Genomic DNA, 23971 nt, shown 5'->3' on the forward strand with positions numbered 1-23971 from the left:
CCTTTCCATTACGGATAAATTATATCGATATAGTTTTCGTGACCTGTAATCCATAAATTATCGCTAATTTCAAACCAGCCTGTTGTGTCATCACGCCGATAAGCCGGGTAGGTTGCCGCTGCTGAAGTGACATAAACAACCGGATAATCAATACCGGGTCCCGTCCGGACATTGATTTCAGCCTTTGCCATAATTTGCGCGATTGGCGGGACTCCTAAGTCAACTGGTGTAAACGGTGTATCGTAATGAACAACATTAACAGGATCGGTAATGTGAACCCAGCCACCGGAAATAGAATACCAATCATTTTCCATGTTATAGAACGTCAAGTATGAATCCGCTGTTGTTCCGATATACTCACCGTCGATCTCGTCAAAAACATGTGTTGGTTCGCTGACAAGGATGACCCCTAGTGGCATTATGTCGGGATTAAAAGTGTACGTATATGGCACTTCGTCGTATTCAGATATAAAATCATGCCATATATTGCTTGCGAAGCTTTTTGTGCGTGTAACCTTTTCGGAAATATTAGCTTTAATTGAATCGAAAAAGCCGTCTCCACCATCAGTGGGAGTTTCTTTAAGAGCATGAATCGCTTTTTGCCCGCCGAAGAGTAAAGCAAATAGCATGGCCGCTCGAACAAATGGAATATGCGGGCGGAAATAAATCGCAAAACGTAACTGATTCTTCTTTAAATGGGCAAGCGGAATCTGCTGTTTTACAAACATTTCAAAAGAATCGGATAAATGGAGGTCAGTGAATGGGTTAAGTTGATCCAGTTGCTTGTGCTCACATTTACGTTTCATTTCAAGTATTTGCTGCTGCGTATCCTGTAAATATTGCTCACGTTCAGGCAATAATGAATAGTGACATTGTTTTTTCGCGGTACTTAACGCTTTTTTCAAGTCATTCATGTCATCCGCAATCGGCTCGAGGCTGTTCAAAATATTTTGTTTATGTTGTTCAACAAGCTGTAGCTGGCTTTCAATATTTTTCCCGGCTATTGAATACCGGGCAATTATCACTTGTTTTAAACCGTCAAGTACGGATGGCCACATATGTTCAATCGCGAAATACGTTGTTTTATATAGCTGTTTGTCTTCTTTTCGGATTGCCTTGTTTCTAGCCTCATTTACGAGATGGCGGTGGCGCTTTATTTGTTTCTTGTTTTTCTTATGAAAGAGTCTGGAATATATTTTTTTATCATAGTATTCATTCGCAATAGCTACTTTATTGTTGAATAGAGAAAGTTTATCGATATAATCTTTTTTCACTAGTTCATGTGCATAAAATTGCGCCAATGTTTCATGTTCGGCTATATACTCTTTTCGGATAAGTGCTACTAGCTCTTCATAGGTTTTCACGTTCTGTAAGACAAAAAGCTCACGTTCGATTTGCTGACATATGTCATTGATTTCACGTTCAACTTCAGGGATATTTCGGAAAAGCTTTTCAACTTCTGAAATACGTTGGGGCAGCTTCAAACTTTCAATTTCCAGATGTAGAACTTCATTCATTTGCTCCAGCAGAAAGCCATGCTCCGTATAAGGCCAATTTAACTTCTGTGGATGCATAGAAAAGCTATCGTATGTATCGAAAGCTTTATCCAATAGCGGCAGAAATTCTTCTTCAATATCGAATTTAACAGAAATAGGCATAAGATGTTTTGGAGAATCAGTAAACATATTTATTTGCCTGAATAGGTCATTTAAATGCGGAATAATCGCCAGTTTTTTCAGAGTATTTTTTAAATAAGTGCGATCATGTTCAATTTGTAATAACTGTTCATCGATTTTCCTGTCCACCAGGGAATAGATTTGTTCAAAGAATTTATGCCATTCTTCGTGGAAATGTCGGATGTAATCTAAACACTCTTTTTCGATAAATCGGTAAATTTTTACTATGCGGTTTTGCGATGTCTGTTTTTCATACGATAGTTTTTCCATACTAATACGATAAGTGAACTGCTGTGAGACTTCCGAAAAATTATCGCAGAATTTTTCGAAAGCCGGCTGAAACAATTGAAGGAAATCTTCATTTGCATCTGTTATTTTATGTGCTGAATGGAGTTTCTTTTTTATTTTAATGAAATCTTCTCTGATTTTTCGATTAAATTTTTCAAGAACCGTATATGCAGACGCATTTTTAGCTACGGTTTGAGTAAATTGCTTCATTTCTGACAGGATATCCATTATATAGCTGTCATTGTACCGAGCCTCCAACGATGCTAATTTATCATTTCTTTCACTTGTAAAGAAATATTCTGTTGTATATGTCTTCAATGATTTCTGCAAATAATCGGCCGCCTGCTGCTGTACTCTTTTTCTAGCTTCAAATGCAGTGAGCTTATCTATTAATTCATCGAGATTGCTATCATTCCAGTCAAGATCATTCATATTTTTTACTTTGGCCTCTTTAGCGAGAAGGCTGTCGATGCCAATTAAATCGGTTAGCTTCATCTCAGCATAGCGCTGCTTCCATTCATTAAGCAGAATATTTGCTACTTCCTTATGCTCAAGCTGCTCAAAGCGTTCGGGATCGTCATCATAGCACGCTTCAACAGTTATAGCCATTCGGTTGACGACACCTAAAACGTTTAGACCATAAGATTGCAATAGTCGAATTGTTTTGTTTTCCGTTGCGGAATTAATCCCTTTAACCCCGCCGCCAAACAGCCAAATTGCGCCATCTCCTTGTTCGATGAAATTTTTAGCGACATTCGTATGTTCATCGTGATTCGAATTAAAGCCAGGCGTATCAATTAACGTAACCTTTTTCAATAAAGGGTTTGGTGCAGTCATGCGAATAGAATGAATATTTTCCAGGCTGCTGCTTCTTGCCTCGTCACGCTTTGATTGCAATATATATTGATCTATCTCGTCCAATGACATTTCCTTTTCATTACCATTGCGATCTACTGCATAAGTTTTAATATTATCCCCATATTCAATGATTGTGCTAAGTGCAGTTGCGGGTTTATTTTCAACAGGAAGCCCGATTTCCGGAATCAGCTGATTAAGAAGATGGGATTTTCCGGCGTTCGTTTCCCCGGTTACTAAAATCTTCGGTGGCTGATCGAGAATAGACAAGGTTTGCTTTAATAATCGGATGATCTCTCTGGAATCATTCGTATCATGTTTTGTTAGTTTTTGAATTGATTTAGTTAGTTGAGTATATAATACATTTTTCATGTCAAAAAAACCGCTTTCCTAATTTGGTTATTAAGTCTATTTTAACTATAAAAATGGAAAATGTTAAGCATAGTTATTCCTATAGTTCGGTAGGTGATTGTGAAAAAAATCCTAATAATAAAATCTTTAAAAGGATCCTTGAAAACGATTGACAAATTCTGTGTATTAAATGCATAATACATTGTGAGGTGTGTATGAAGCACTTAATACATTTTTTTAGCTATAGCGTATTAAACCGATAATACACGAAAGGAGCTGACAATAGTGGAAGTGAAGTTCAATAATCGTGATCCTGTGTATGTGCAGGTCATACGGCATTTTAAGGAACAAATTGCGAAAGGTTTTTTAGCGCCCGGACATGTGATTCCGTCACGGCGAGAGTTGGCGAACCAGCTCAAAATCAACCCAAATACGGTGCAGCGTGCCTATAAGGAAATGGAGGAGCAACAATTGATTTATACAGAAGGAAATATGCCAAGTTGTATTACGAAAGATGAAGCGGTGCTGAAAAGTGTACGCGAAGAATTAATTAGTGAAGCAGTGCAAGTTTTTATAAGTTCGATTAAATCAATCAATGCGCCACTTCCGGAAGTGATGGAGCTCGTGCAAAAAAAGTATGAGGAGGCTGGGCAGCGTGATTGAAGTAAAAAATGTCTTTAAAAAATACAAGAAAAAGCAAGTATTAAAAGATATGAGCTTCACGGCTGAAAAAGGGCAAATTACATGTTTGATTGGTATCAATGGTGCAGGGAAAACGACGATTATGAAATCGATAATGGCGCTTACACCGATTGACCGCGGCGAAATATTAATAGATGGGCAAAAGATTTCGAAGGATGCATACGAAAAAATTACGTACATCCCTGATCGTTTAACGATGATGCCGAACTATACGATTGCGCAAAGCTTCGAATTTATGGCCGATTTTTACAAAACATGGAATGAGCAGCGCGCAACAGAGCTTCTTGCCTTTTTCAAACTTGAGGCAAACGATAAAATTTCAAGCTTATCAAAAGGGAATGCGGCAAAGGTAAATTTACTGCTCGGTTTAGCATTGGATGTGGATTACATACTGATGGATGAGCCATTTTCAGGAATCGATATTTTCTCGCGCGAGCAGATTGCCGATGTTTTCACAAGTCATTTGATCGAAAATCGCGGCGTCATTATTACGACACATGAAATTAGTGATATCGAGCATTTAATCGATAAGGCGGTGCTTATTGGCAATGGCACGGTATTAACGGAAATGGATGTTGAGCATGTACGCGAAACTGAAGGGAAATCGGTCGTTGATGTCATGCGGGAGGTGTATGTATGATGAATAATTATATAAAACTCGTCAATTTTGAAGTGAAGCGATTTTGGAAAATTTTTGCGACGCTAGTCATTGTTGTCGCCCTCGCACAAATGATCGGTGCGGTCCTCAATTCATTTTCTTTCAATAGTAGAGCAAAGGAAATAATGATAAAGAATCAGATTTCGGAAAGCGAATATGTTTTCGAGTATGGCGGGTACTCACTCCGCAACTTTCTTAACTCGGAATATTTTGTGCTCTCTATCATGTTTGCAGCAACAGTGCTCATCATTTACGTATTTTTCATTTGGTACCGAGATTGGCTGGGCAAGTCATCGATTATCTACCGTTTATTAATGCTGCCGACTGAACGGCGCAATGTGTATTTTGCAAAGCTGACGGCGATTTTACTTTTCGTCCTGTGCCTTGTCGGTGTGCAAATTATTTTACTGGAAGTCGTGGAGCAAATCATCCGGTCAATCATACCTGGGCAACTGCGCGAAGACGTGGGGATATTCTATACGTATTCCAACGAGCTGTTAACGATATTGTATCCGGAGACACTTTTACAATTCGTGCTGACTTACGGGCTGGGGATGACTATAGTAGCGATCGTCTTCACGGCCATTTTATTTGAACGAAGCTATCATTTAAAAGGTATTTTCATTGCAGTGCTATATAGTGCGGTTTCAATCTTCATCATTGCGATTCCGGCTATTTTACAAAGCATTACGCATTATTTTTACAATAATGAACTGATTCTGATGACAGTAGTAAGCAGTATTTTAGCGTTGGGATTTGCCATTTATATGGCAAACTATTTATTGAAACGAAAAATCAACGTGTAGAGGAGGGGAAAATGGATGAAAAAATATTGGCAATTGCTTGTTATTGCGGGGATTATCGCTGCAACAATTAGTGTCCACTATATACAAGTCGCAAGCGCTACAAAGCAAAATTACAATTTTACGTTTGAAAATATTTCCGGGGATGATAAATATATAGATTCGCTTGTAATTGAAGCAAATGTTGAAAATCGAATGATGCATCATTCCGTCGTTATCAAAAAAGATGAAACAATGACGTTGGGCCGTTACCATTATCGGTATATCCCTGAACAATTCCAGCAGATGATCGACAAACATAAAAATTTCATGCGCGGAAAAGGGTTCAATACAAATAACTATTTTGAGGACGATACGAAGCTTATTTATGTAGAGGAACCTAGCGGAACATGGGAACTGAGCGAAGGGGACCCATATTCTTATCATATCGATCTATTGGATAAAGCAAATAATAAGAAAGTCTCGTTTGAAGTCCAGTCTGAGATGAAGAACAAATTAAACTGGATGAGCATTATTAATATTGCTGTTGTAAACAATGAAATGAAGCTATTTGAAAGGCATGTAAAAAATAATGGCGATGAGGAATTTTATGTCGTCATTATTGATTTGAAGAAACAGCAACTACTGAGTGAAAGCCTGATTGATACTGTGACAAGTGGTGAAAACATAGGAAAGAGTTTTGAGCTTTATAATTCATATTATAATTTAGCGCAGGAAAAATATAATGTATATGCATTAACTTCCTATGATGCTAAAAAAGAAGAGTTCAATATTATTTCCCGTAAGGTCAGCGTGCTGAATATGGAGACAAATGAAGTGAGCCCGATTCAATTGCCGGAAGGTGTAGAGTATGAAATGCAAAGCGCTGTAGTGGATAATAATTATTTCATTCCGGTGTATATAACAGATACAGACACGATGATTTACCGGTATAATATCGGGCAGCAAAGATGGCTTGACCCGATCAGCGTACCGCATCCTGTTGCAATCACGAAACCTTTATCAAACAACATCGGTGCGCAAAACGGCAAGCTATATGTAATGAATGAAACGGAAAAAGACAATATACTTCAAATTTTCGATATTGAAAGTGGTACAACATTATATGAAGGTATTCTTTCAACAAAAAATGAAAACGAAAACTATCATATTTGGGCGTCGCGTTTTTATGAAATAGCAGAGTAATCTAAAATTAAACAATAAGTGCTGCAGCTCAATGGATTAGGCTACCAACGAATTATCCTTGAGGTTGTATCGGAAATCCCACTATTTTTTCAAGGAGAAAAGAAAGTGGGATTTTTGCTATTATTCTTTTACAATCGTTAATTTTCTTCGATCGGTGTACGCGCTCTTGCTAAAGGCATTTTTTTCGTTTAGTGATTATTTAAATATTGTAAAGTTTTGTAAATTTATGCTTGGAATAATATGTTTTTTGCTATGATTATCGATATTCGAGAGTCGACGAAAGGTGAAAAAATGGAGCAATTGATAAAAAGTGAAAAAAGTTACGTTAAGTCATTAATTGAAATATTTGCAGTATCCACTAAATTAGGTTTTACATCATTTGGCGGGCCGATTGCGCATTTAGGGTATTTTCATGAAGAATATGTCCGGAGAAGAAAATGGCTTGATGAAAAAAGTTATGCTGACTTAGTGGCGCTGTGTCAATTTTTACCGGGTCCTGCAAGCAGTCAAGTAGGAATTGGAATAGGCGTGATGCGGGCGGGTGTAATAGGGGGTATTGTTTCTTTTTTAGGCTTTACGATGCCGTCCGTTGCAGCTCTCATAATATTTGCTTTAGTTGTTCAAGGCCTAGATGTGAGTGATACAGGTTTGATTCATGGGCTGAAAATAGTAGCGGTCGCTGTTGTAGCACATGCGATTTTAGGAATGGCCCAAAAATTAACACCGGATATCCAAAGGAAAACAATTGCCCTCATTGCCATAGTCGTTATGTTATTATGGCAAACCGCTTATGCTCAAATTGGAATAATTATTTTAGCGGCGTTCATTGGCTTCTTATTGTATCGACAAGAGAAGGAAGATTCCGTGGAGGGAGCAATTTTTCCGATCAGCCGAGGGTTTGCTGCAAGTTGTTTAGCAATATTCTTTGCTTTACTGATTCTTCTTCCAATAGTAAGAGAAGTGACTTCCATGCATTGGGTCGCTCTATTTGATAGCTTTTATCGTTCTGGCTCACTAGTATTTGGAGGCGGGCATGTTGTATTGCCATTGCTTGAACGAGAATTTATACCGGGTGGTTCGTTGAGTGAAGAGGCATTTCTAGCAGGATATGGCGTAACCCAAGCAGTACCGGGGCCGCTATTTACATTTGCTGCCTACATAGGCACAGTGATGAATGGATGGACAGGAGGTATACTGGCAACGGTGGCCATATTTTTACCCGCATTTTTATTGATTTTAGGGACACTTCCTTTTTGGGATAGCCTCCGTCGTCTTTCAAAAGTGAAAGGTGCGCTCATGGGGGTAAACGCAGCGGTTGTAGGCATATTAATTTCCGCTTTTTATGAGCCGATTTGGACGAGTTCAATCTTCACGCCAATGGACTTTGCTTTAGCAGCTATTTTATTTGGCATGCTCACTTTTTGGAAATTGGCTCCTTGGATGATCGTTGTGTCAGGGGCTATAGGTGGAATGCTTATGTCGGTTATTTAATAGAATTAAATATAAAACAGCGCTTCATTAGCTGCGCACTTTACAGAGTATCGTATATATGCCGGGCTGATAAAATAAAAAAGAATTGGAAAAGGTGTCCAAGAAGCCATTCTTGAACACCTTTTTCCCCTGCTAATATGGTCTGATTTCCACTATCTTTGCAGCAATCGTCTTTACAAATGACGCATCATGCTCGACAAAAAACAGTGTCGGCCTGTAGCGTGCGATCATCGTCTCAATTTGCTGCTGATTAAAAACATCCAAATAATTCAGCGGCTCATCCCAAATGTAAAACTCGGCAGGGAGCCCGAGCGACTTCGCAAATTCCACCTTCTTCTGCTGTCCATTGCTCATGCTTTCGATCGGTACGTTAAAAATATCTCGGCCAAAGCCCAAAATGCGCAGATTGTTGAGAAATAATGTGTAATCAATGCTGTGCTCAAAGGCAAAATCCTTCACAGTGCCTTTATTATTGTCATGATTTTGACGAATGGCGCTCATGCTAAGTCCTTGTGGAAGCTTGATTTCACCGTGAACTTCACCTGCAAAAGAGCCTAGCAAATAGTTTAATAGCGATGTTTTCCCGCTGCCGTTCGGGCCGATTAATGCCACTTGTTCACCTTGGAAAATATCGAATGTAATCGGGTGGAACAATGGCTTTCCATCATAGCTCAGTGTAAAGTTTTTCATGCGCAGCACTGGATTGCGGTGGCTGGACTGGCAGTTGATCGTCAAATCGCTTACCGTTTCAATATTTTTTAGCAGCTTTGTTTTTTCCTCGATTTTTTCGCTTGTGCGTTTTTCAATTGCTTTGGCGCGTTTATTCATGCGTTTCGCGATCGCATTTCCGAACGGGTCATTGCCTGATGGTTTTTCCCGCTGTGTAGCCCAGTCGGATTTTTCCCGAGCCGTTTTTTGCAGGCGGTCGATTTCGGATTTCAGTGAGCGATTTTGTTCTAGCTCGAAGTCGTCTTGAAGCTTCTTTTGCTGTTCATATGTTGTGAAGTCGCCTTTATAGAGCTTCACATCACTTTTTTCAATAACTAAAATATGATCAACCACTTCATCGACAAATGCCCGGTCATGGCTGACAACGATAAAGCCTTTTTTCTTCTTTAAATAATTCGCGACCGTTGCGCGTGCTTTCATATCTAAGTGATTTGTCGGTTCATCAAGCAAAGGGAAGCGATTTTCCTCGCAAAATAGCGCGGCAAGAAGCACCTTAGTTTGCTCGCCACCGGATAATTGCTCAAAAGGCTGCCATAACATTGCTTTATCCAGTCCGAGCAGCTGGCATTCACGCTCCAGTTTCCATAATTCCACCGCCATTACTTCCTCAATTGCATAATAAGTAATATTTTTCGGATCGCGAATTATTTGAGGGAAATAGACAAATTCCTCATCACTCGAAATCGTTCCGCTATACGGCAATTTATTCATAAATAAATTCAGCAATGTCGTTTTTCCGCGGCCGTTGCGCCCAATCAAACCAAGTTTCCACGAGTGATCGAGCGTCAAATTGACATCTTCGAACAATAGTTCATCCAGCGTATCATAACTAAAAGTCAGGTTTTTCATTTCAATCGGCATAGTGCATACCTCCAATTTTTTCGTTTGAAAGTATACGCATTTTCCCGCTTAAAGAACACAATAGTGCGAAAGGATAGATAATCTTGAGCATGCTATTAAATTTTATCCAAAAAAATCCTCCCGAAATTGTTCGGAAGGATTAGCATTCATACGTAAATAAGCCTCTGTAAAGGCATATAAGGTAATGAAAAATGGACAGACTAATCCTATTTTAAGTGAAAATGCGTATACATTTTACGTGTAAAATAGAATTATATTTCCATCAGCCATTCATCATCCCTTCAAATAAGTTAGTGCTATTATGGCATAGCTGCACTGAATTTTCAAATGATTTCGCATCATCGGTTTATGCAGGGTTTTGCGTTCTGTGTTTTATTCAGGCGTCTATACTATATAAATATAATGAGAATGAATCCAGCCTGATGCGGATGTATACTTTTCTGCTCTTAATAAATGGGCATAAAGTGTAAACATGAATTTTTTAATATTCCACTGCATGCGGTAATATTTTAATCCATCATCATATTTGTAGTGATGAAGCTTCTCTAGCCAATTGATCAAGCCGTCTTCAGTAAGCCCCCTATCAAATAATGCGTCAATGACAGGCATCATCCGTTCGTCTTCTTCGTCGATATATGCGTAATCGGTACATAAACATTTTTTTAATATTGTAAGTATATCATCTGTTGTAGCTATATTTGAAAATAGGGGATGCGAGACAGCACGCGCGAGTAAATCACTGCCATGTGCAACACTATGCGCCCAGCCTTTGTTTTCAATATAGCCGCGGTAATCATGCTCAAACTTTAAATATTGAATGCTTTTAGTGAGTACATGAGATGCCAAATCTTCCTTTAAAAATGGTTTGCTGCAGTCTTTATATAAAACTAGCTGAATGGCAAGCGCTGAAAATGAGCGGGTTAATACCGCATCGCCTTGCTGTTCATGGATGTCGAAAAACAGATGCTCGTCATCGCTGCATGTTTCCGCAATTTTGATAAGCTGTGTATTGGATAGATGATCATTTAATATGAGCTCACAAAAACCGCCATAAATTAATGTATCGCGAATATATGTATCGGTGCTTCCGATATGTTCGAGCATAAAAGTTAACAGGGAATCTGCTTGCTCTAGTTGTAAGTTCGTTAATTTCTTTTCATGAATATGCTTTAAGATTGAGATAGAATCGTTCATTTTACTCTCCTATACTTGTAGTATATAGCTCCAAAGTGCATCTCGCTTATGGAAGCCGGTTTTATAATAAAGGCTATTCGCTTCGGCGTTCGTATTATTTACCGTTAAAGTAACTTGTGTAATTGCTTCATTCAAAAAAATAATTGTTAATGCCTCGTTTAAAAGCTGTTTGCCAAGGCCTTGCCCGCGATACTCCGGCGCGATCGCAATGAATTCCAGATGTGTGGAGTGAAGTGCATCATCCATTTCAAAGTAGGCATAGCCTTTAACTGATTGGTTTTCCTTCAAAACAATAAGCTGATGCTGATTATGTTGGAGTTTTTCCGTAATTGTTTCGGCCGGGTAGTATGCATTCGGAAAAGCATGTGAATGAATGGCTGCAAATTGCGGAAAATCCTGTTCGTTATATGGCTCGCTTAATATTGCTTCTACCGGCTGGAATGTTTCTTTCGTTAAACGTAAATACAAATGCTCACCCGACTTTTTGCTATGAAGAGTTTCCATAAATTTTTGCTGGAATGAATTTTCTTCATTGATAAAAAACAGAATTTCTTTTAACGGTCCAAGCCTAGCAGTTGCAAAATGCCATAACTTTAACTGTCTTTCGATATTTTGCCCACTGGAAAAAGGCCCCCATACTTCGGCGATCCCATCGTAAATATCAAAGCCGACGAGTTCGGTAATTTCATTGGCGCTACGTGATACGAAAATAATCGCTTGATCACCTTCTGTAAAATCCTCAAGCAAATCCCGCAAAATATCTGCTTTATCTGTACCACAGTAGCCGATATGGAATTTTTTGTTTGTATTTAGCGCCGCAATAAAAGCAGCCGCTTCGTCCAATTGATCGATTGTCAGTTGTTCAAAAGTTGTCATTGTAAAACTCCTATTCTTTTTGTTAGCGATGAATTAAAAGTTTTTGCTGTTATTTTTTTAAAGAAAGTTACTAAAATTGCGAAAATGAAAACGATGGTGCTGTTTATTATCAAATAAGAAGGCGAGCAGCAATATGATAAAAGCCCATAAGTATTATAAATAGACTGATCATTTCGCGATATGGGCCAGAGTTCAACATTTAGCTTAAAATTTTTCACTTTAAGTCAATATAACAGGGATTTTCTTGAAGATATATGTACAAATTCGTGATTGGCACTATTACAGTTAACTTTTATATGGAACATTATAGCAAAAATGTATGGAAGTGTGGTTTCTCTTGTAAGAAGAAATTTTTACAGATAAACCGATATCTCTTTTGTTTATAAAATGATTGATATAAATTGAACTTTGTTTACAAATAAATAAACGTATAGTATAAATGTTTGTGGAGGTGGTTAATTTGGATTTTCAAAATATTGCAGCAGATATGCTTAGTAAAGGGTATGAGTTGCAAGATGAGGCATACAAATGTCTGTATTGTGGACACCGATATGATTTGCACGAAGTTTTTCCGCATGACAATCGCTTTTTTACAGCTGAAGGTATGATGAAAAAGCATATCGAATCAGTGCACACGTCGCCATTCCATGCGTTGCTTGCGCTTGATAAAAAGGTGACAGGCTTAACGGATGTGCAAATTGAGATGATGCAGCATTTTTTTGAAGGGAAAACCGATCAGGAAATTGTGGATGCCAGCAATTTGACAAGTGTGTCGACTGTTCGCCAGCACCGTTTCAAACTGCGGGAGAAGGAGAAGCAGGCGAAAATTTTTATCGCGCTTATGCAGCTGATGAAAAACCCCGAGCATTACGCGATACATAAAGGAGCGAGACAAGTGGACGAACGCTATAGCATTGAAGAAAAAGAACGTGAAAAATTATTGGCAACATATTTTAAAGACGGGCTGGATGGCGGAATTGACACGATTCCGAGCAAAGAAAAGAAAAAGCTCATTATTTTACAGCATATTTTGAAGCGCTTTGACAAAGGGAAGCACTATCATGAAAAAGAAGTAAATGAAATTTTAAAAACTGTTCATGCTGATTTTGTGTCACTGCGTCGCCATTTAATCGAGTACGGCTTTATGGAACGCAGTGATGATGGGACGGCATATTGGATTAGGAAATAGGGGGATGCAGAAATGAAGGCGGAATTAACGCGCTATCGGGTAAAGCCTGACAAATCTTCTAAAGTTGAGGAGTGGCTGAACTTTTTGAATGAGCATATGGCAGATGTGCTCGTTACACTGGAAGGCGAAAAAGTGTATGTAGAAACGATCTTTTACGAAATTTTGAATGGAGAAGAGTTTTTATATTGGTATTCAGTTCGGGGAGAAGGCGGAATGAATGTCGATGATTCCACACATTGGATCGATATAAAGCATCTGGAATATTGGGAGGAATGTATTGACCCTGGCTTCGGCTCTGTCGATTTGGATACGAAAGTCGTCATGATACCTGAGAAGGTGCGCGCCAGTATGGATTTTTAATCATGTAAACCTTGGATAAATGCCTCTTAAGTTCTATAAAAGCGCGCCCTTTAGTATCTACAAATAGAGCGCCTTTTTAAAATTGTGATACAGTAGGAATATTAACCGTAAACAGAACGGATTTGGAGGACTATATGACGAATACAGTAGATGAATTAATGGAATCGCTCGTGGCAGCAACCGTAAATAATGAAGTGAAGTGGGGCAAAGGCACGGAACAACTTGAAGATGTTTTGGGAGAAGTATACGGCAACACAGAAAAGCTTTATTTCTTTTTCGATGAAGAAGAAGGTTCAAACATTGTGTTCGCAACATACAAATACTACGAAGGCGAAGTAGAGGCCGATGAATATTTGAAAGATGGCATGAGCTTATTCGTAATTGATGCAGATGATTTTGAAATTCTAAATGAAGTAACGGATGAAGATGCAGAAGATCCAACGCTATTCACAACTTTAATGGAAGCAATTGAAGAAGCGAAATAGTATCCGGTTGTCGGAAATCCATGTACTTCGGGTGCAAATCATTATAAAATGATTTGCACCAATTACCCTTTTTTTCATTCCTCTCCTACAAGCCTGAATTCCATGCCTTCCGGATATAGGCCAATATATGAACCTTCCTTATTTAAATAGGCGATTTCCGCACCCTCTATTAATTGATGGCTGGATAGCACTTTTAAGATTGCTTCCAGTGCTAATCCTAAATCAACAACAAGGAAAAAAGTAATGCCGGCCCCATCCCCGATTTCCGAGCCATATAGTTCGCCATTGCCAGTCTCATGTAATACATCATCTAATAAATCCTCTACTACTAAGCTTCTTTCTTCCGCTTCATAATATTGGTCCTCATGTTCATAGCGGTATTGGACAGCAATTTTAATTAATGAATTCGGATCCACATATTCATAGCCTTGATTGACCTTCTCGTTCGCTAAATTTTTCATCACTCTTTTTGAGCTTTCGAAAAATCCTAGCGGCAGCTCTTCTTCCCTGCCTTGAACGCCTAATGTGCCCGATAAAATAAAGACATATTTATTCACTTTCCACACTTGCCAATAAAGTGTCTCACTACCCGTTTTCTTCAGTAACCGAATCATATTAAACCTCCCCGAAAATAATTGAGCATATCATAAAACCATTATAGCTCATTTTTATATAGCTTTTACCAAATAGGGCATGTAATGGTTGCAAAGAACTAGTATCCTTTTTTTGCTGGCAATTATTTACGTCAGCTCTTACAATTTCTTTATACGTATAGAAAACAGAAAGAATGGGTGCTGTTTATGGGAAAAACATTGAATCCCTCCATGGAACGCTATGTTCATTCGGAGGAAGAGCAACAAAAGCTTTATAAAAGAACGTTATGGGTTGTTATTTTATCACAAACTTTTGGAGGAGCTGGGCTGGCTGCCGGGATTACGGTCGGGGCATTAATCGCTCGACAATTGCTCGGATCTGAAAGCTTTTCTGGTTTGCCGACTGCTTTATTCACGCTTGGCTCTGCGTTGTCCGCTTTTTTAGTCGGGCGTTTTTCGCAGCGTTTTGGACGAAGGTATGGACTTTCATTCGGATTCATTACTGGGGGAGTCGGTGCGATTGGAGTCGTAACTGCAACAGCGATGGAAAACATCGTGCTGCTGTTTTTGGCTCTGTTCATTTATGGAGCGGGCACTTCCACAAACTTGCAGGCGCGCTATGCGGGCACGGATTTAGCGAAGCCGAAACAGCGCGCTACAGCTATAAGCATGGCAATGGTTGCTACAACGTTTGGTGCCGTTGCAGGTCCGAATTTGGTGACGCCAACTGGGCATTTAGCGGAGGCGATTGGCTTACCGGCATTGACCGGACCGTTTTTGCTCGCAGCTTTGGCGTATTTGCTAGCCGGCTTTACGTTTTTCTTCTTATTAAAGCCAGACCCTTTACTCGTAGCAATTGCTATTGCAGAAAAACAAAACAACCAACAAATTTCTGCAGGTATTACGGCAAATGAACAGCCGACAATCGATCGTTTAGGTATGAGTGTTGGGGCAATTGTACTTGTGCTGACACATGTTGTCATGGTTGCGATTATGACAATGACGCCGGTTCATATGGAGCATGCAGGTAGCGGGCTGTCACTTATTGGACTGGTGATTAGCATGCATGTTGCCGCGATGTATTTACCCTCACTTGTGACGGGGATTCTGGTCGATAAAATAGGTAGGGCCTGGATGGTTATTGCCTCGGGTATTACGCTTTCGCTTGCGGGCTTTTTAGCGGCGTATACACCGGGTGATGTGATTTGGTCGATATCCCTTGCGCTAATCCTGCTTGGTCTTGGCTGGAATTTCGGGCTTATTAGCGGGACGGCGATGATCATTGATGCGACGACAATTCAAAACCGTGCGAAAGTCCAGGGCTCCGTCGATGTTTCAGTCGCGCTGGGAGGATCGGCAGGGGGCTTGCTATCGGGTATAATTGTCGCTAACTCAAGCTATTCTTACCTTAGCTTCGCCGGTGCATACTTGGCGATATTATTGATTCCGCTTATGATTTGGGTGCGGTATAGAAGGAAGGTAGAGGATTGATGAGTGGAGAGTTTTTTCACTTCCATGAAATATGGTGATTTGATGAAAAAAATGATGACTATGTTATTAACTGTGCTGTTAATTGTCGGATGTACGCAAAAAGAGTTGATGCTGGATGATGAATTGATATTTGAATTACAGAATGTTAATGAAAAAGAACTCGAGCTGTTAAAAGAACACGCGACTAATTTTACAATAGAAGAATTGAAACAAAATTATGCAACGATTATATTTGATTACCAAATACAGAATGGTGAAAAATTTGATAATCTAACAGTTCAGCATAATGATGATTTCAGTTATTTAATGGATCAGGTTAAGTTGCAGCACGGCCCTTTTTTTATCCTAAAAAAGTGCCTAGTAACAAAACCAGGCACTGCATTAAATACGATCTTATAACGAATCACACTTCAATATATGCTCCCACAAGAAAGTGGACAATGAATTGTTTTCTTTTTCCATTACTTAAATATAACCAAGCCTTTAAAACGCCGAAAAACTTTTCACCGTTAATGGTGCTTCACCGAAAACTTTTTGGTCAAATTGCTCCTCGATATAAATTTCAGCCAGAACCTGCTCGCGTTCGCCGGCTGTTTTGCCGTGCTGTACCGCTATGACCGCTTCGTATAGGCGGGCAAACTGCTGCATGAGCGGCTTTGCTTCAAGTGTTTGCATAGCCGGATCAAGCGCGGCGAATGTTTTGAAACGTTGCTCTAGTGCAGAAGCGAGCTGCTGCAAAGATGGATGGTCAGTTTGCTTCAACTCTTCAAGCAGTGCCATATGCGCATTCTTTTGCACGAGGCGGATGAGTTCATGCGCCAAAATATTCGAAGTGCCTTCCCAAACGGTCAATACTTGCGCATCCCGGAGCAGGCGAGGGAGCACAAAATCCTCGATATAGCCATTGCCGCCATGCAGCTCAATTGCTTCATGCGTAAATTCGATCGCCCATTCCGCCGTTTCCTTTTTCACTAACGCGATTAACAGGCGGACGATTTGCTGCCCTTCCTCCGATGCGCCGCCATTTACGACCGCATCATAGCGCTCCACTAGATCGAATAGCGCGACAAGAGAGGCATGCCATTTTGCGTGCAATGCTCCTAAGGAATGCTGTACCATCGGAAAATCGGCAATTTTTTGTCCAAAGGCTGTCCTTCCGTTTGTATAGTGCACCGCTTCGTCCAATGCACGCTTCATAATGCCGACAGATGCTGCGGCATTGCAAATTCGCGACAAGTTGAGAGCTTCGAGCATATAGTAGATTCCTTTAGACGAATCCCCGACAACATATGCTTTTGCACCATTAAACTCGACTTCTCCTGATGGTACTGCTTTTACACCAAGCTTATCTTTCAATCGGCGGATCGTAATGTTATTAAGCTCACCATCGTAGTCATGCCATGGTACAGCAAACAATGTTAAACCTTTGGAGCCTTGCTTGGAATTGGTCGTCTGGCGAGCAAGTACCATTGCAACTCCGCACATCCCAGCATTCGATGCAAAATACTTTTCACCGTATAAACGCCATTCACCTTGTTCAAATCGCGCTTCAACGACATTTGCCCCGACATCGGATCCCCCTTGACGCTCCGTTAAAAAAGTGGCTCCTTCAAATAATTCCGCATCGCCTGTCGCACATATATGCGGCATAAATTTCTGCTTCAATTCGTCGGAAGCATAATGCTCGAATAAATAGGCGGTCGCCATCGTTAATGTGACAGGGCAGTAAAAGCCAGGCTCCGTTTGCGATAATAAATAGCCTTGTGCAAAGCTGTACATGTAATTGCCTTTATGTCCGAGCTCGGGGATATTTTTGTGCACATAGCCGACAATGCCCGTCGCGTACGTTTCGGCAACGGTTTGCTTGTAGCCCTCATTGACAATAACTTCGCTCACTTCATCACCATATGCATTGTAGCGGCGCAATCTAGGCTCTCCTTCACGATCCGTCACTTTTGCGCGGGCGTCTATTGGCCCTGCACAAAGCTTTCCGAATGCTGTGAGCTGTTCATTGGCATACGCATAAAAGTCGCTAGGTAGTTTTTGCTGCAGAAGCTGCTGCAATGTTTTGTCTGCTTCATAGAAATTTTTGTTTTTTTCATGCCTATTGGCCAACACTTGTACTTGCATTTGCTTCACCTCTTAACTGCTGCTTTAATATTTTTCCGGATGCATTGCGCGGAAGTGCTTCGACTTGCTCATAAATTTTCGGCACTTTAAACGCGGCAAGTTTTTCGCAAAGGAAATTGCGGATTTCCTCCTCTGAAACAGATGCCTTTGCCGAATATACAGCCTTTACCGTTTCACCCCATTCTGGATGTGGCACACCGAAAACGGCTGCTTCAAAAATGGCCTCATGCTGGAGCAATTGATCTTCTATTTCTTTCGGATAAATATTGACACCGCCGGAAATGATGACATCTTTTTTACGGTCGACAATGTAAATATACCCTTCCTCATCAATGCGGCCCAAATCGCCTGATCGGACCCAGCCATCGATGAATATATTTTTCGTTTCCTCAGGGTTTTTATAGTATTCTTTCATATTGCCTTCACCGAATAAAATAATTTCGCCGATTTCGCCTTGTGCGACGTCTTCGTTTAAATGATTAATGACGCGCAGCTCTGTTCCGAACGGTGCGCGATTGCCGATGCTTCCCGCTTTTTGCGGATGATCGGCTGCATGCAAAATTGATCCGCTTGGCCCGGCTTCTGTCAGGCCGTACACACATACTAAATTTTCTGTGTTAAACTGCTTTTGAATGTATAGTACTTCTTTTTCTGATAGCGGTGCACCGCCATATACCCACCATTTCATTGAGGAAAGGTCGGCATTTGCAATATGCGGTGAACTTGCTGTTAAAAGATAGGCGACAGGTGCGCCGAAGAAATGGGTTGTTTTATATGTCTGCACTGTATCAATCAATAAATCGGGCGTGAATGTCGGTGTCAGTACAGCGGTTGCGCCTACTAAAATAGCAGTTGCCAAAAATAGATTCAACGGTGCGGAATGGGTTAACGGCATCATGATGAGCAGCCGGCTTTCAGGCTTCACTTCCATCTCGATCGCAATCATATGCGAGACCGCAAGCACATTGCGGTTTGTGAGTAATACGCCCTTTGGATTGCCTGTTGTTCCGGAAGTATAGAGCAATGTCGAGTCATCGTCCTCGGTTAAATCGCAAAGAGCCGCTTCGTCAGTTGCAGCTGCCTGGAATTGCTCGAAGCTTTGCCAATGCAATGAAGCTGCACCTGTTTTTACTTTTAAACCGTCAAAAGAAATGGAGGAGGCTTGATCGAAAATAAGCTCATGGGCAAAAATCGCATTTGCGTCACTATGGTTCAGCACGTATTCGATTTCGCGCGCAACAAATTTGGCATTAATCGGTACGACAACACCACCAATGCGCTGTATGGCAAAGTACAGGACGACAAATTCCTTTACATTCGGCATGAAAATCCCGACTTTATCGCCTTTTGCAATTCCACTTGCACATAAAGCATTGGCCGTGATGTTCACCTGTTCATCCAATTGTTTATACGTCGTTTCCTGCCCTAAACTAATTACAGCAGCTTGATCCGGATACTTCCTTGCATGACGAGCCAATAAATTTGAAATATTCATGATTGTTCCTCCAATAATTGAGTTAGTTTTTCACGAAAAATAGCTTCCGTCTTTTCAATATCTTGACGGATTTCATACAGCTCTTGAATCTTGTCATCAATTTCTTTCAGCTTTTGCCGACCGTATTCAATTGTCCGCTCCAACTGCTTCACGCCAGTACGGTCAAGGTCAAAAAGCAAAATCATTTCCTTAATTTCATCCATTGAAAAACCATACTTTTTCCCGCGTATAATGAGCTTTATCTTCGCCTCCTCCCGTTTGGAATAATGGCGCATCCCGTTATGAGGTCTTGTCGGCTTTAAAATGCCAAGTTCTTCATAGTAGCGTAAAGTTCTTGGCGTCAGTGCATATTGTTTGGCAATCACTTTAATGGACTTCACCTAAGACACCTCCATTGGCAAAAGTATAACATTTACGTTAGCGTCAATTTAAAGGGAAATGAAGTATAAAAGAGAAAAAAATTATTTGAGCAGGATTTTCGGGTATAGGGATTGTACGGGATATGGAAGATGGAAAATCCAATACAAGTAATTTAAAAACGTGGTTAATCAGTTTACAGAATAAACTTGCATTATTTCATCAAAAAATGCTTTCCTAATATGATGGGGATAGGCATTGTTATTCTCTGTAAAATATTCAAGTAAGAAAGAATTATTGTTTGGAAGTAGTGTGATTATGAAAAAAGAGATCAAATTAAATGTCGTCATTAGCATAATAGTAATAGTTTTTGTTTTAATTGGTACTTTATTGAATTTATATTATTCAACAAACGCATTGAAACAATCATTGACGAACAATTATTTAGAAAGCAATAATAACTACTCCAATAAATTGGCGGAAGGCACCGAATATATTATTCATAATTTGCAGCTAACGATTACTGCGCTGGCAAATCTGGCAAGTAAAACGGAATTTACCCAAGAACATCTGGACATATTCTATGAATCGGAAAAAGAGCATTTCAATTCGATTTTTATTGCCGATGAAAATGGCGTCATTCAATTGATAAGCCCGCATGAATTTCAAAGCGAGGACAATATTACAATAAAAGCCGGCACGAAAATCGATGCGAAAATCATGGAGAGAGCCCTCAGAGAGAAAAAGCCGTTTATTTCAGACACATATGAAACCGCAAGCGGAACATTGCTTTTTCTTGTGACAGCCCCTATATTCCGCGAGCAAAAAAATATGGGAGGGGTAATGGTGAGCACGGTCTATTTGGAAAATAATAATGTAATCGACACTATTTTAGGGACACATGCGTACAATGATGGCTCTTTCGTATATGCAGTGGATCGGAATGGGCGCATTTTATATCACCCAAATCGCGAAAAGATTTTCAGCAATGCAAGCAAGGATCCTGTTGTGAAAAAGTTGCTAGATGGGAAAAGCGGTTTTAAAAAAGTGACAGATGCGCAAGGGGACGAGTTTTTTGCGGGGTTTACGTATATCGATAATTTAGGATGGGGCATTATTTCATTAACTCCGGCATCCGCGATTAATGGTCCGATAAATGATTTGCTGATCAATTTAATTACACAATCCTTTACATTTCTAGTCTTTCTATTAATTTTTGCAAGCATTATCGTAAAAATATTAACTAAGCCGTTGACTAAATTGGCCGAATACTCGGAAAGATCATTGCTGAATAAAGATATAAGTGCATCAAAAGACGAAATGTTATATATCAACTCGCATATTTATGAAATAAACCAGCTCAATCGCCAAGTGAAAAGTCATTTAATGATGCTGAATCAGGAACTGCAACTCGATGGATTATCGGGTCTAGCCAATCGGAGGAATTTCGATGCTACCATTAATAAATGGGTTGCTCAAAAGAAGCCGTTTTCTCTAATATTGCTCGACATCGATAATTTCAAGCAAATAAACGATCATTACGGTCATTTAGTTGGGGACGATGTGATTAAATTTGTTGCCTCTATTTTAAGCAGCTTTACACAAAATGATGACGTGGCATTTCGATATGGCGGCGAAGAATTCGGGGTTTTGCTGAAAGGGAAAAATGAATTGGAGGCATTCGATTTAGCAGAACAAATTCGAGCGAAAATAGCAGAAACAAAAAGTCCGATGGGTAGAGCGATTACAATATCGCTAGGTGTCACCTCTTATAAGGCACACGATATGTATGCGAGCTCTATTATCGGAAGAGCAGATAAAGGACTGTATGTTTCAAAAGAGAATGGAAAAAATAAAGTGTCCATTTACGAAGACGAATCGGATTAGCAATATAATTTCAGCAGTATACTTTGGGCGTGTTTCTCTCGACGGAACACGTTTTTTTTTGTAGAGGGCCATGTAAACAACTATATTATTACAGAAATGTGACATATCCTTATATATTATTGGTCGTTACTATATTGGAATTTGCAAGTTGTATTTTTTCCGATAAAAATTGATGTCATTCATAATAAAAAAAGTATGTTTACAAGGAAAATATGCTAGAAATAGGAGAAGTATATTATTTCGAAAATTTAGAATTAAATAAATAATTTTACTAGAAAAATGTCGAATAATGGGGAAAAAGGGGCTAAAATTATAGAAAAATATGTAAAAGGTGCGATGCGAATGAAGAGTTTGAAGATGAAACTTATGTTAAGTATAAGCATGCTATTATTTGTTGGAATGTTGGCAGTATCCTTTATAAGCTATTTCACCGCAAGCGATATGCTGGAAAATAGCATCAAAATCGAAGCAACGAAGGAGGCCCTTTATTTAACAGAGAAAATGGATGTTTATATACAAGAAAAAAAGAGCATTGTTGAATCGATTTCCGTATCGGCCGCCGCCTATTTTGGTGATAAAGATCAGCAGCTGCAGCATATCCGAACATTAAGAGCGGCCTTTCCTGAATTTGAAACAATCGCGATTTCCCATGATTTGATAGGGAAAAATGTGTTGACAGATGAAGGGAAAACAATCGATTTGTCGAGCCGAGCCTACTTGAATGATGTAAAAGAAGGAAAGATTGTGCTTGTTGATCCGAATATTAGTATTGCCACAGGGAATTTAATATCGGTAGTTGCAGCACCGATTATGATAAATGGGAAAGCACGCGGGTTTGTCGTCGGCGGAATTCCGTTGGAGGAAGTAATCTCTGTTGTGAAAGAGGCGAAATTCGGACAAACAGGATATGCATCATTATTCGGTACGACAGGTATGGTCATTCATCATCCAATTGAGGAAATGATTATAGACAAAACAATACATGACTTTAATGTACCGGAATTAAGCGAAATACATGAATATTATTTAAAAGGGGAGAACGGAACGAAACTTTATGAGCTGAATGGCGAATACAAAATGGCTGCATATGCCGGTACGCGCGACCAATGGGGAATTATATATGGGGCGCCCTATGAAGAGCTTTTCGCACCGATCAATAAACTGAAAAATACGCTTATCATCCTGACGATTAGTTTTCTGCTCATCGGGCTGGCGATGATGTATATTATCGCAAAAAGAATAACTAAGCCGATTGAAAACCTGAACGATGCCTTTACCGTTTTAGAATCAGGCAATCTCACACATGAAATTACCCCGGTAGGCAAAGATGAAATTGCCCAGTTGGGAACAAGCTATAATGAAACGCTAGATCATTTAAAAGGGCTGATACGGGAAGTGAACGACTGTGCACACAATGTCAAAAACTCGGCAGATTCTTTGTTTGAAAATATGGAAAACGTAAACGACAGTGCGCATCAAGTGTCCACTACGATACACCAATTGAACAACGGCGTGGAAACACAGTTGAACAGCGTTGAAGAAAGCACGATTGCCATGAATGAAGTCGTGACTGTTATTCAGCAAGTTTCAACAAGTGCCACTCAAGTAGCGGACTATTCGGAAGTTAGTGTGAAAAATGCCCAGCAAGGGAATGAGGCGATCAATAAAATCATTAATCAAATGACGACAATTCACGATGTCGTCCAGCAATCTGCAAATATGATCAAAGGGTTGGAAAGTCGGTCAAAAGAAATAAGTGCGATTGTCAATGTAATTACGGCGATTTCAGATCAAACGAATTTGCTTGCATTAAATGCAGCTATTGAATCTGCTCGTGCAGGTGAACATGGAAAAGGCTTTGCTGTCGTGGCAGGGGAAGTGAAAAAATTAGCCGAGCAATCCAATCAGTCCGCGGGGCAGATTGTGACGCTAATAAATGAAATACAAAAGGAGACAGAAAAAGCCGTATTCTCAATGGCTCAAGGAGTTTCGGAAGTCCAGCAAGGAATGTTGGATGTACAGCGGGCGAATCAGGCATTTGAAGAAATACTGACAACGACCGAGAAAGTTTCCAATGAAATTCAGGAAGTGTCGGCAGCATCAGAGCAAATGTCAGCATCGTCAGAGCAAATTATGGCATCCATTGAAGAGTTGAACCATATTTCGAAAACATCTGTTCAACATTCATCCGAAGTTTTATCGGTCACTATGAAGCAAGTTGAAATTCTCGGTCAAATAGCAAACGCAACAAAAGAATTAAATGAAACAGCAATAACATTGGAAGCATCGATTAATCGCTTTCAAATCAATTAATG

Annotated in this window: 20 protein-coding genes; 12 read left to right on the forward strand and 8 right to left on the reverse strand. The window is 39.8% G+C overall.

Features of this window, described 5'->3' with window-relative positions:
- Positions 1 to 8 precede the first annotated feature (8 nt).
- Positions 9 to 3191 (reverse strand): dynamin family protein, encoded by a 3183-nt coding sequence (locus tag ACTHOQ_RS06390; protein ID WP_440494928.1) that lies wholly within the window; start codon positions 3189 to 3191, stop codon positions 9 to 11.
- A 264-nt stretch (positions 3192 to 3455) separates the two neighbouring features.
- Here ACTHOQ_RS06390 and ACTHOQ_RS06395 point away from each other — a divergent pair, with 264 nt between their 5' ends.
- From ACTHOQ_RS06395 to ACTHOQ_RS06415, 5 genes are all read left to right on the forward strand, one after another.
- The gene (locus ACTHOQ_RS06395) at positions 3456 to 3833 is read left to right on the forward strand and encodes a GntR family transcriptional regulator (protein ID WP_440494929.1); all 378 of its coding nucleotides are present in this window, start codon (positions 3456 to 3458) and stop codon (positions 3831 to 3833) included.
- Positions 3826 to 4512, forward strand: coding sequence for an ABC transporter ATP-binding protein (locus ACTHOQ_RS06400; protein WP_440494931.1), 687 nt, complete (start codon positions 3826 to 3828; stop codon positions 4510 to 4512). Before ACTHOQ_RS06395 ends, ACTHOQ_RS06400 begins: the two co-directional genes overlap by 8 nt.
- Entirely contained in the window at positions 4509 to 5336 is an 828-nt protein-coding gene (locus ACTHOQ_RS06405) for a hypothetical protein (protein ID WP_440494933.1), read from the forward strand. The genes ACTHOQ_RS06400 and ACTHOQ_RS06405 overlap by 4 nt, the downstream gene beginning before the upstream one ends.
- 15 nt (positions 5337 to 5351) lie before the next feature.
- Positions 5352 to 6518 (forward strand): hypothetical protein, encoded by a 1167-nt coding sequence (locus ACTHOQ_RS06410; RefSeq protein ID WP_440494934.1) that lies wholly within the window; start codon positions 5352 to 5354, stop codon positions 6516 to 6518.
- 291 nt (positions 6519 to 6809) lie between these two features.
- Positions 6810 to 8009 carry a chromate transporter gene (locus ACTHOQ_RS06415; RefSeq protein ID WP_440495079.1) on the forward strand — a complete coding sequence of 400 codons (1200 nt, stop codon included), beginning with the start codon at positions 6810 to 6812 and terminating at the stop codon, positions 8007 to 8009.
- A 132-nt stretch (positions 8010 to 8141) separates the two neighbouring features.
- Here ACTHOQ_RS06415 and abc-f read toward each other — a convergent pair whose 3' ends face one another.
- The 3 genes from abc-f to ACTHOQ_RS06430 all read right to left on the reverse strand — a co-directional run bounded on the left by abc-f (position 8142) and on the right by ACTHOQ_RS06430 (position 11669).
- A complete protein-coding gene (gene abc-f / locus ACTHOQ_RS06420; protein ID WP_440494935.1) occupies positions 8142 to 9599 on the reverse strand; it encodes a ribosomal protection-like ABC-F family protein in 1458 nt (485 codons plus the stop codon).
- A gap of 384 nt (positions 9600 to 9983) precedes the next feature.
- On the reverse strand, positions 9984 to 10793 hold the full coding sequence (locus ACTHOQ_RS06425; RefSeq protein WP_440494936.1) for a DUF2785 domain-containing protein: 810 nt from the start codon (positions 10791 to 10793) through the stop codon (positions 9984 to 9986).
- A gap of 9 nt (positions 10794 to 10802) precedes the next feature.
- On the reverse strand, positions 10803 to 11669 hold the full coding sequence (locus tag ACTHOQ_RS06430; protein ID WP_440494937.1) for a GNAT family N-acetyltransferase: 867 nt from the start codon (positions 11667 to 11669) through the stop codon (positions 10803 to 10805).
- Between the two features lie 451 nt (positions 11670 to 12120).
- Between ACTHOQ_RS06430 and ACTHOQ_RS06435 the strand changes: the two genes are divergently transcribed.
- The 3 genes from ACTHOQ_RS06435 to ACTHOQ_RS06445 all read left to right on the forward strand — a co-directional run bounded on the left by ACTHOQ_RS06435 (position 12121) and on the right by ACTHOQ_RS06445 (position 13703).
- Positions 12121 to 12858 (forward strand): DUF2087 domain-containing protein, encoded by a 738-nt coding sequence (locus ACTHOQ_RS06435; protein ID WP_440495080.1) that lies wholly within the window; start codon positions 12121 to 12123, stop codon positions 12856 to 12858.
- A gap of 12 nt (positions 12859 to 12870) precedes the next feature.
- Positions 12871 to 13218, forward strand: a complete 348-nt coding sequence (locus ACTHOQ_RS06440; protein ID WP_440494938.1) for a DUF6176 family protein — start codon at positions 12871 to 12873, stop codon at positions 13216 to 13218.
- A gap of 134 nt (positions 13219 to 13352) precedes the next feature.
- Entirely contained in the window at positions 13353 to 13703 is a 351-nt protein-coding gene (locus ACTHOQ_RS06445) for a hypothetical protein (RefSeq protein WP_440494939.1), read from the forward strand.
- A gap of 74 nt (positions 13704 to 13777) precedes the next feature.
- Here the strand turns inward: ACTHOQ_RS06445 and ACTHOQ_RS06450 are convergent, their stop codons facing one another.
- Positions 13778 to 14317: a hypothetical protein gene (locus tag ACTHOQ_RS06450; protein WP_440494940.1), complete on the reverse strand. Its 540-nt coding sequence runs from the start codon at positions 14315 to 14317 to the stop codon at positions 13778 to 13780.
- A gap of 186 nt (positions 14318 to 14503) precedes the next feature.
- Between ACTHOQ_RS06450 and ACTHOQ_RS06455 the strand changes: the two genes are divergently transcribed.
- Together ACTHOQ_RS06455 and ACTHOQ_RS06460 are read left to right on the forward strand one after the other, a co-directional pair.
- A complete protein-coding gene (locus tag ACTHOQ_RS06455) occupies positions 14504 to 15787 on the forward strand; it encodes an MFS transporter (protein WP_440494941.1) in 1284 nt (427 codons plus the stop codon).
- A 3-nt stretch (positions 15788 to 15790) separates the two neighbouring features.
- A complete protein-coding gene (locus ACTHOQ_RS06460; RefSeq protein ID WP_440494942.1) occupies positions 15791 to 16186 on the forward strand; it encodes a hypothetical protein in 396 nt (131 codons plus the stop codon).
- Between the two features lie 84 nt (positions 16187 to 16270).
- Here ACTHOQ_RS06460 and ACTHOQ_RS06465 read toward each other — a convergent pair whose 3' ends face one another.
- From ACTHOQ_RS06465 to ACTHOQ_RS06475, 3 genes are read right to left on the reverse strand one after another with little or no spacing between them, the layout of a single operon-like run.
- Positions 16271 to 17917, reverse strand: a complete 1647-nt coding sequence (locus ACTHOQ_RS06465; protein ID WP_440494943.1) for an acyl-CoA dehydrogenase family protein — start codon at positions 17915 to 17917, stop codon at positions 16271 to 16273.
- Positions 17892 to 19412, reverse strand: a complete 1521-nt coding sequence (locus ACTHOQ_RS06470; RefSeq protein ID WP_440494944.1) for a class I adenylate-forming enzyme family protein — start codon at positions 19410 to 19412, stop codon at positions 17892 to 17894. Before ACTHOQ_RS06470 ends, ACTHOQ_RS06465 begins: the two co-directional genes overlap by 26 nt.
- Entirely contained in the window at positions 19409 to 19792 is a 384-nt protein-coding gene (locus tag ACTHOQ_RS06475; protein WP_440494945.1) for a MerR family transcriptional regulator, read from the reverse strand. Before ACTHOQ_RS06475 ends, ACTHOQ_RS06470 begins: the two co-directional genes overlap by 4 nt.
- 295 nt (positions 19793 to 20087) lie before the next feature.
- Here ACTHOQ_RS06475 and ACTHOQ_RS06480 point away from each other — a divergent pair, with 295 nt between their 5' ends.
- Both ACTHOQ_RS06480 and ACTHOQ_RS06485 read left to right on the forward strand, forming a co-directional pair.
- Entirely contained in the window at positions 20088 to 21656 is a 1569-nt protein-coding gene (locus ACTHOQ_RS06480) for a sensor domain-containing diguanylate cyclase (protein ID WP_440494946.1), read from the forward strand.
- A gap of 342 nt (positions 21657 to 21998) precedes the next feature.
- The gene (locus tag ACTHOQ_RS06485) at positions 21999 to 23969 is read left to right on the forward strand and encodes a methyl-accepting chemotaxis protein (RefSeq protein WP_440494948.1); all 1971 of its coding nucleotides are present in this window, start codon (positions 21999 to 22001) and stop codon (positions 23967 to 23969) included.
- Positions 23970 to 23971: the final 2 nt, after the last annotated feature.

This window comes from Solibacillus silvestris, from assembly GCF_051967575.1.
Taxonomy (GTDB): domain Bacteria; phylum Bacillota; class Bacilli; order Bacillales_A; family Planococcaceae; genus Solibacillus; species Solibacillus silvestris_B.